The sequence below is a fragment of the Nocardiopsis sp. CC223A genome (assembly GCF_030766825.1).
GTDB lineage: Bacteria > Actinomycetota > Actinomycetes > Streptosporangiales > Streptosporangiaceae > Nocardiopsis.
This window is the reverse complement of the sequence record NZ_JASFDV010000141.1, coordinates 1-8,282: the sequence shown is the minus strand read 5'-3', so window position 1 is coordinate 8,282 and position 8,282 is coordinate 1. Positions and strand designations below refer to the sequence as shown.

Here is an 8,282-nt window from a genome sequence, read left to right as displayed (position 1 = left end):
GAGCGCGCGCAACGGCGCGGCCGGGGCGATGCTCACCGGCGAGGCGGCACGGCACACCGACCGCGACCACCCGCGGTACGGCGACCACCGGACGCCGCTGGAGGCCGAGGCCCTGCCCCCGATCACCGTGGACGAGGACGCCTGGCACTCCACCGTCGACGGTCTCCCCCACAGCGCCCCCCACCACGGCGCGCCCCGGCACCCCGAACCCCGACCACCCGCGGACCCCGGCACCGGGGACCGCGACGGAGCCCCCGCCGCCGACCCGCGGACCACCGGCGGCCCCGGACCCCGACCACCCGCCCCCGACCGACCCGAGAACCCTCCGCTCGCGGGACGCGCGCCGCGCCCCGACATCCCCCGGACCTACTCCCGTTAGGACCCCGGCCCCGGACGGGTCGCCCGCAACGAGCCTGGAAACGGAAACAGACCTCCCATGAACCCCCGTCAGCGACGCGGCGTCCTCCTCATGGTCGTGGCCGCCCTCGGAGCCGTCGCCGTGTTCTTCTCCGTGTTCACCTACCTCGACTCCAGGGAGGCACAGCTCGGCGACTTCGAGACGGTGCTGCGCCTGACCGAGGACGTGGACGCCTACCAGCCCCTGGGCCCGGACTCCGTGGAGACCGTGCAGGTGCCGGCCATGTACTTCGACCCCGGGGTGTTCCTCTCCGACCTCTCCGAGGTCGAGACACCCGCCGACCAGGAACTCGTCGCCGCCGCCCACCTGGAGGCGGGCGTCTACCTGCAACGGGGCATGGTGCAGCCGCAGCCCACCCTGACCGCCGGCGAGCGCGAGATCGCGATCATGGTCGACGCCGAGACCGGGGTGGCGGGCAAGGTGCGGCGCGGTTCCTTCGTCGACATCTACGCCACCTTCCAGCCGCGCGACCACGGCCAGGCCTGCGCCGTCCGGGTCCTCACCGAGGTCGAGGTCCTCGACATCGGCGAGCTGCGCACCCAGGAGACCGACGCCGGCGGCGTCGCCGGGGTCGTCCCGGTCACGTTCCGGCTGGACCCGCAGGCCGCCCTGCGCCTGGCCTACGCCGAGGACTTCTCCACCAAGATGCGGCTGGCCCTGGTCAGCGCGTCCGGGGGCGGTTCCCCGGGCGAGTCCGAGTTCTGTAGCCGGGACATGGACGACCTCGTCGGCCAGGGCTCCCCGGACGAGGGCAGCGAGATCGGCGGGGACACCCGACGCACCCCCGGAGGCGACCGATGAACTTCCGCGTCCTGGCGGGCATGCCCACCTCCGAGACGGAGATGGTGCTGGCCGCGCGCTTCGACGAACTCGCCTCCGCCGACCTGGTCGCCGTCCGCTCCAGCAGCGCGGCGCTGATCGACGCCGCCGGCGAGTTCCCCGAGCTCGACGTCGTGCTCATCCACCAGGACCTGGGACCGGCCCCGGTGTTCGACGCCATCCGCGACCTGTCCCACCGGCACCCGCAGCTGGCGATCCTGCTGGTGTCCTCCGCCATGGACGCCGACACCTTCACCGGGGCCATGGAGGCGGGCGCCCGCGGCGTGCTGGCCGCCGACTCCGGCATCGCCGAGCTGGAGAACCGGATCGCGCGGGCCGCCGACTGGTCGCGCACCCTGCGCCGCCACCTGGAGTCCGCCTCCCTCGACCTGCCCGCCTCGGGTGTGCGCGGGCGGGTGCTGGCGGTCAGCGGCGCCAAGGGCGGGGTGGGCACCACCACCTGCGCGGTGCACCTGGCGTTCACGGCGGCCGCCGCCGGCCGGGTGGTGTGCCTGGTCGACCTGGACCTTCAGACCGGCGACCTGCCCGCGTTCCTCAACCTGCGCCACCGCCGCTCCATCGGCGACCTGGTGGGGACGGGCGACGAGATCACCCCGGGCATGCTGGCGGAGACCCTGTACGTGGACCCGCGCGGACCGCACGTCCTGCTCGCCCCCGAGCACGGCGAACGCGGCGAGGACGTCTCCGCCCGGGTCGCCCGCCGGGTGCTGACCGCGCTGCGCTCCCGCTATGAGCTGGTGGTGGTGGACTGCGGCACGATCATGAACGAGGCCACCGCCATGGCCGTGGAGCTCGCCGACCGCGCCGTCGTCGCCGTCACCCCGGACGTGCCCGCGCTGCGCGGCGCCCAGCGGCTGATGGGCATGTGGGAACGCCTCCAGGTCCGCTCCCAGCAGGACGTGTACGCGCTGGTCAACCGGCACAGCCGCAAGAACGAGATCCAGCCGGACTTCCTGCGCCACCTGCTGGGCACCCGGGTGCTGCGCACGCCCGTCCCCGCCTCCTACCGGGGTCTGGAGCCGGGCGAGAACAACGGCGACCCCACCCGGGTCACGGACGAGGGGCTGCGCAAGGCGTTCTCCCGGCTGGCCGCCGAACTCGACCTGCTGAGCCCGCCCGCCCAACAGGGCAACGGCAAGGGCGGGGCGCCCACCCCGCCGGGCGGTCTGGTCTCCGCGCGCACGGTGCTGGAGGGCGGCCAGTCCACCCGGGACGTGTCGGGGTTCGTGCACGCCTCGCCGGACCCGCGCCGGTCCGGCGCCCCGGGCGGCCCGCCGCGCGACCCGGGCGGGCACGGTGGTCTCGGTGGCTGACCGCGGGGGCCGGGGGGCGGACCGGGGCGGGGTGATCGTGGAGTTCGCCGCGGTGGTGCCCTTCCTCATGCTGGCGCTGGCCCTGGTGTGGCAGGTGCTGCTGCTCGGCATCACCTCCATGTACGCCTCGCACGGGGCCGCCGAGGCGGCCCGGCAGGCGTCAGTCACCCCCGACGACCTGGCCCGCATCGACGAGGAGGCCCGCAAACGGGTCCGTCCTCCCTGGGACGGAGAGGACGTGATGACCGTGGAGATCGTCGAGCGCGACGGTGTCCGCCACGCGCGCGTCACCCTGGCCATGCCGATCTTCCTGCCGGGGGCGGCCGGTCCCTGGGACATCAGCGCCGAGTCGCGGATCGTCACCGAGGTCGCCCCGCGCGGGGGCGTGGGCGATCCGCAGGGGACGGGGACGCGGTGAGCACCCGCCGAGACCGCACCCGCCACCGCGACCGCCCCGGCCGCCCCGGTCCCCGCGACCGGTCCCGCCGGGGCGCCCGGCACCGTGGCCGGGGCCGCCGCGACGACCGGGGCGGGCCGATGCTGGAGTTCGCCATGGCGTTCCCGGTGCTGCTGCTCACCGCGGTCATCGCCATCGAGGCGTTCCTGGCGTTCGTGGCCGCCGAGCGGCTGGAGTCGGCCGCGCGCGCCGGGGCCCGGGTCGCCGGGCTCGAAGGCCTGGACGGCGCCGAGGCCACCGCGCGCGAGTCCCTGCCGTCCTGGCTCGACGGTGCGACCGTCACCGGCGGCGCCAACGACCACGAGGGTTTCTACGTGGAGGTGTCCCATCCGCTGCCGGTGGTGTTCTCGTCCGCCGGGTTCGGGCTCACCGTGACACGACGGGTGGACATGCCGAATGTGTGAGACACAGGACCCGCGCACGACGGCGCGGCGGACCGCCGGGACGCGAACGCGCGCCGCGGCGGCCGGGGCGACCGGGGGAAGGGGAAGGAGTCGGCGATGGGACTGAAGGACCGGCTGGAGGAGGACCGCGCCGTCGAGGCGCGCACCGATCGCGGCAGCGTCACGCACTGGCGGCGGCGCCTGCTGGAGGAGATCAACCTGGAGGACCTGACCCGCCTCACCCTGGCCCAACGGCGGGTGCGGCTGGAGAAGGTCGTCGGGCACATCCTCACCCGCGAGGGCCCGGTGCTGTCGGACCGGGAGCGCTCGGTCCTCATCCGCAGGGTGGTCGACGAGGCGCTGGGGCTGGGCGTCCTCGAACCCCTGCTCGCCGACGAGAGCATCACCGAGATCATGGTCAACGGGCCCGACAACGTGTTCATCGAACGCGGCGGGCGGATGCAGCGCGTCGACGCCGCGTTCAACGGCGAGGAGCAGCTCTACCAGACCATCGACCGCATCGTCTCCCTGGTCAACCGGCGGGTGGACGAGTCGTCGCCGATGGTGGACGCCCGCCTGCCCACCGGCGAGCGGGTCAACGTCATCATCCCGCCGCTGTCGCTGTCGGGGCCGGTGCTCACCATCCGGCGGTTCCCCAAGCCGTACCCGATCGACGAACTCGTGCGGATGGGCAGCCTGGACCAGGCCACCGGGGTGCTGCTGTCGGCGATGGTGCGCTCCCGGTTCAACCTGGTGGTGTCCGGCGGTACCGGCACCGGCAAGACCACGTTCCTCAACGCCCTGTCGGCGTTCGTGCCGCCCACCGAGCGCATCGTCACCATCGAGGACTCCGCCGAGCTCCAGCTCATGCAGGAGCACGTGGTGCGGCTGGAGTCGCGACCGCCCAACATCGAGGGCCGGGGCGCCGTCGCCATCCGCGACCTGGTGCGCAACGCGCTGCGGATGCGGCCGGACCGGATCATCGTCGGTGAGGTCCGCGGCGAGGAGACCATCGACATGCTCCAGGCGATGAACACCGGCCACGACGGGTCCCTGGTGACCGTGCACGCCAACTCGGCCGACGACGCCATCCACCGCATCCAGACGCTGGCGACGATCGGCGACGGCCGCATCCCCTACGAGGCGATCCGCGACCAGATCAACAACGCCGTGGACGCCATCGTGCACCTGGGCCGCTGGCCGGACGGGTCGCGGCGGGTCAACGAGATCAGCGTGGTGTCGTCCAAGCGCCGCGAGGAGTTCCGGCTGGAGCCGGTGCTGCGGTTCGAGGCGCTGCCGCTGGGGGCCAACCGGGCGGTGGAGGGGCGGTTCCGGCACTTCCCGCTGCCCCGGCACATCGCCGAACGGGTCTACCACATGGGCGAGACCGTGCCCGCGGTGTTCGGTGTGGTGCCCGCCGAGGAACGGAACGAGTGGTGACGGCGCCCGCGCCCCGGGCGGCCCCTCGAAGGCACCGGGCACCGCCGCTCTTTCGTAAGGCCTCGTCGGGCCAGGAGCCCACAGGGGTCTGCCCGGTACCCGCGAGCGGTCACGGAACACGTGTCCGTTCTCTGACAGTCCGGTTCCCCTCAGGCGGGGTGTCCGGAACCGCTTACGAACGAATTAGGAGCCGCGGTGAACTGGCAGACGGCGGTGATCCTCGCCGGGCTGGCGGTGGTGCTGGTCCTCGCGCTGGCGGCGCTGTGGCAGTTCGTCGTCAGCGCCGAGCAGCGGCGGCTCATCGCCGCCCGCAGCGCCCTGGACCAGGCGGAGTACGCCGCGTCCACGCCCATGGCCCGGCTGGAACGGGCCCTGCACCGGACCCAGTGGGGTTCCCGGCTGGCGCGCCGGATCGCCCGCTCGGGAACCGACCTGCGGGTGTCCACGTTCGTGGTCGCCCTGGTCGGCGGCTCCCTGCTGGCGGTGGTCGTGGTGTGGCAGGTGCTGGCCCCGTTCTTCGGGCTGCTGGCCGCCGCGGGGGTGGCGTTCCTGTTCTTCTCCTACCTGAACCGGGCCGAGGCCAAGCGCCGTGAGGAGTTCACCGGGCAGCTCCCGGACCTGGCGCGGGTGCTGAGCAACGCCACCTCCGCCGGGCTGGCGCTGCCGACGGCGGTGGCGATCGCCGCCGACGAGCTGGACGGCCCGGCCGGCGAGGAGCTGCGGCGGATGACCGAGTCCATGAAGCTCGGCGCGTCCTTCGAGGAGGCCGTCGCCGAGCTGCGCGAGCGCATGCCGTCCCGGGAGCTGGGGGTGCTGCTGTCGACGCTGCTGGTGGCCTCCCGCTCCGGTGGTTCGCTGGTGACGGCGCTGCGGAACATCTCCACCACCCTGGAGAACCGCAAGGAGACCCGGCGCGAGGTGCAGACCATCCTCAGCGAGACCACCAGCACCGTGTGGGCGCTGGGGTTCATGTCGGTGGGTGCGCTGTTCCTGATCAACGCCATCGAACCGGGCATCCTGCGCACCATGACCACCTCCGCCGCGGGCATCGGGGTGCTGCTGGTGGTGGCGGCGCTGTTCGTCACCGGTTTCGCACTGGTCGCCCGTATCACCAAGTTCGACCTGTAGGAGTCCGTCCGATGAACCTGGCCTGGGTCGTCCCCGTAGCGCTGTCGGCGGCCGCCGCACTGGTCGTGCTGATCGCCGTGTACGGGGTGTTCCTGATGATGTCGCAGACCCGGGTGCGGGTGGACGACCCGGCGGGGCCGCCCCCGCGCACCCGGCAGGAGCGCACGTTCGTCCTGCACCGGATCACCGAGGCGCTGGGGCGGCCCTTCTCGGGGATGGTGCTGGAGTCGCTGGGGGAATCGCGGCGGCGGTCCATCGCCCGGCGCATCGAGGCGGCGGGGCGGCCCGACGGGCTGACCCCGGACCGGTACCTGCGGCGCAAGATCGGCGAGGTCGCCCTGTACGGATCGCTGGGGACGCTGATGTTCCTCACCGGGAACCCCCTGCTGGGGGTGATCGTGCTGGCGTTCGCGGGGCTCACCGACCTGAACCTGTACGTGCAGGAGCAGGAGCGCGCCGACCGGGTGCAGTCCCAACTGCCGGACTTCCTGGACGTGCTCGCGGTGACCGTGAGCGCGGGTCTGTCGTTCCGCGCCGCGGTGGGGCGGGTGGCGGAGTCGATGCCGGGGGTGCTGGCCGATGAGTTCACGCTGGCGCTGCGCCAGATGGAGCTGGGCACCTCCCGCCGGGAGGCGTTCGAGATGCTGCGCCGCCGCAACCGCAACGACTCGCTGAGCAAGTTCGTGACCGCCATCCAGCAGGCGGAGGAGCTGGGCGCCCCGCTCAGCGACACCCTGGTGAACATCAGCCAGGACATGCGCCGCGCCGACGCCCAGTACATGCGCCGCAAGGCGCAGCGGCTGAACCCGCGCGTCACCATGATCACCGCGGTGACACTGCTGCCGGGGCTGCTGCTGCTCATCGTCGGCTCGATGTTCCTGGGCACCGAGGTCGACCTCGGCACCATCCTCGGCGGCTGACCCGGCACGCGCGGACGGGGTCCGTCCACCGGACCGTTCGTCCACAGGCCCCGTCCGGCCGCCGGCGGGACGGGCGGCCGTGGCCGAGAATGGATCCGGGGGGTGCACCGCCCGCCGTTCCCCGGCCGAGGTCCCCCCCACGGCGAGGGTACCCCGCGCCGCCTGCCCACGGCGGCCCGTTCCCGGACCTGTGGACGGCCGCCGGGGATCAGATCATGCCGATCCGGAACAGCATCACCACCAGCACCCCCAGCATCAGTGCGCCCACCACGGCCGCGTTGACCAGCAGCGCCGTCCGGCCGCCCGGAACCGGTTCGCGCACCATCGAGGCGGTCGTCCCGGCCGCCTCCTGCGGCATGTCCCACGCGGGCGCGGGGGCCGCGCCGACCGGGGCGGCGGAGGTCCCCGGGCCCGTCGCGGGCCCGGCCGGCGGTGCCGCCGGAGCCGACGGCCCCGCGGGCATCGGAGCCGCCGGGACCACCGGGGGCCCCGGAGGAACCGGGGGCACCGGGGGCGCAACGGACGAGCCCTCCGGCGTCACCGGCTCCGTGTAGATCCCGAACCCCGACCCCGGCCCGGTCTGCGGTGCCGCAGACATCGGAGCCGCCGAGGACACCGGGGGCGCAACGGACGAGCCCTCCGGCGTCACCGGCTCCGTGTAGATCCCGAACCCCGGCCCCGGCCCGGTCTGCGGTGGCGCAGGCATCGGAGCCGCCGGGGACACCGGGGGCGCAACGGACGAACCCTCCGGCGTCACCGGCTCCGTGTAGATCCCGAACCCCAGGGTCCCCGCCGACTCCATCGGCGCCGTGGGCTCCACGGGCTCCGTGGGCTCCACGGGTTCCGCGGCGGCGGGCTCCGAGACGGGCGCGGCCTCGGGAACGGCCCCGGTTCCCGGGGCACGCGTGTCGTCAGAGGGCGCACAGGCACCGGAGTTCGCCGGAGAGTCCGTGTCGTCGACGGCCGGCGGAGAGGACACCCCGCCGGCGGCCACCGCCGCCATGGCACTCGCCGCGGCCAGCGCCGTCGAGTCGCCCGTGACGACCGTGGCATCGGGGTCTTCCTCGGTGGCGGGGACCGGTTCCCCGCCGGAGGCGCCCGGGACGGCGGTGGCCGCTGTGGTCTCCGAGCCGTCGGGGACACCGGGACCCCCTGGGACGGCCGGGGTGCCCGCGTCGCCGGGAACCGTCGGGGCCTCCGAGGCCCCTGCGTCGGCCGTGGCACCGGAGGCGGGGGCACTGCCTGAAACGCCTACGGCTGCTGCGACGGCAGGGGCTTCCGCACCGCTCGCGACGGCTGCGGCGGCCGCGGCCTCCGGGACCGCGGACCCACGGGCGTCAGGTGCGGCGGCCGGGACCGCGGCCGCGGTTGTGGTCGCTGTCG

General features: G+C 74.2%; 8 protein-coding genes and 1 pseudogene. 8 read left to right on the top strand and 1 reads right to left on the bottom strand.

From position 1 onward, the window contains the following. From QJS33_RS30580 to QJS33_RS30545, 8 genes and pseudogenes are all read left to right on the top strand, one after another. Nucleotides 1–379 (top strand): annotated as a pseudogene (locus QJS33_RS30580) (hypothetical protein); the annotation flags it as partial. 57 nt (nucleotides 380–436) lie between these two features. Further along, the gene (gene cpaB, locus QJS33_RS30575) at nucleotides 437–1,219 is read left to right on the top strand and encodes a Flp pilus assembly protein CpaB (RefSeq protein ID WP_306371549.1); all 783 of its coding nucleotides are present in this window, start codon (nucleotides 437–439) and stop codon (nucleotides 1,217–1,219) included. Then, entirely contained in the window at nucleotides 1,216–2,571 is a 1,356-nt protein-coding gene (locus QJS33_RS30570) for an AAA family ATPase (protein WP_306371548.1), read from the top strand. Before cpaB ends, QJS33_RS30570 begins: the two co-directional genes overlap by 4 nt. A gap of 37 nt (nucleotides 2,572–2,608) precedes the next feature. After that, nucleotides 2,609–2,989: a pilus assembly protein gene (locus QJS33_RS30565; protein WP_306371551.1), complete on the top strand. Its 381-nt coding sequence runs from the start codon at nucleotides 2,609–2,611 to the stop codon at nucleotides 2,987–2,989. A gap of 119 nt (nucleotides 2,990–3,108) precedes the next feature. Beyond that, nucleotides 3,109–3,432, top strand: a complete 324-nt coding sequence (locus tag QJS33_RS30560; protein WP_306371550.1) for a TadE/TadG family type IV pilus assembly protein — start codon at nucleotides 3,109–3,111, stop codon at nucleotides 3,430–3,432. 96 nt (nucleotides 3,433–3,528) lie between these two features. Further along, a complete protein-coding gene (locus tag QJS33_RS30555) occupies nucleotides 3,529–4,851 on the top strand; it encodes a CpaF family protein (protein ID WP_306371547.1) in 1,323 nt (440 codons plus the stop codon). Between the two features lie 195 nt (nucleotides 4,852–5,046). Beyond that, a complete protein-coding gene (locus tag QJS33_RS30550; RefSeq protein ID WP_306371546.1) occupies nucleotides 5,047–5,979 on the top strand; it encodes a type II secretion system F family protein in 933 nt (310 codons plus the stop codon). A gap of 11 nt (nucleotides 5,980–5,990) precedes the next feature. Further along, nucleotides 5,991–6,899: a type II secretion system F family protein gene (locus QJS33_RS30545; protein ID WP_306371545.1), complete on the top strand. Its 909-nt coding sequence runs from the start codon at nucleotides 5,991–5,993 to the stop codon at nucleotides 6,897–6,899. Nucleotides 6,900–7,107: 208 nt separating this feature from the next. Here the strand turns inward: QJS33_RS30545 and QJS33_RS30540 are convergent, their stop codons facing one another. Continuing rightward, complete coding sequence (locus QJS33_RS30540; RefSeq protein WP_306371544.1) at nucleotides 7,108–7,257, bottom strand: hypothetical protein; 150 nt, start codon at nucleotides 7,255–7,257, stop codon at nucleotides 7,108–7,110. Between the last annotated feature and the right edge of the window lie 1,025 nt (nucleotides 7,258–8,282).

Excerpts from the sequence above, each read along its gene's own strand:
- cpaB (WP_306371549.1), top strand. The coding sequence starts at position 437 with ATGAACCCCCGTCAGCGACGCGGCGTCCTCCTCATGGTCGTGGCCGCC.
- QJS33_RS30570 (WP_306371548.1), top strand. The coding sequence starts at position 1,216 with ATGAACTTCCGCGTCCTGGCGGGCATGCCCACCTCCGAGACGGAGATG.
- QJS33_RS30560 (WP_306371550.1), top strand. The coding sequence starts at position 3,109 with ATGCTGGAGTTCGCCATGGCGTTCCCGGTGCTGCTGCTCACCGCGGTC.
- QJS33_RS30555 (WP_306371547.1), top strand. The coding sequence starts at position 3,529 with ATGGGACTGAAGGACCGGCTGGAGGAGGACCGCGCCGTCGAGGCGCGC.
- QJS33_RS30545 (WP_306371545.1), top strand. The coding sequence starts at position 5,991 with ATGAACCTGGCCTGGGTCGTCCCCGTAGCGCTGTCGGCGGCCGCCGCA.
- QJS33_RS30540 (WP_306371544.1), bottom strand. The coding sequence starts at position 7,257 with ATGCCGCAGGAGGCGGCCGGGACGACCGCCTCGATGGTGCGCGAACCG.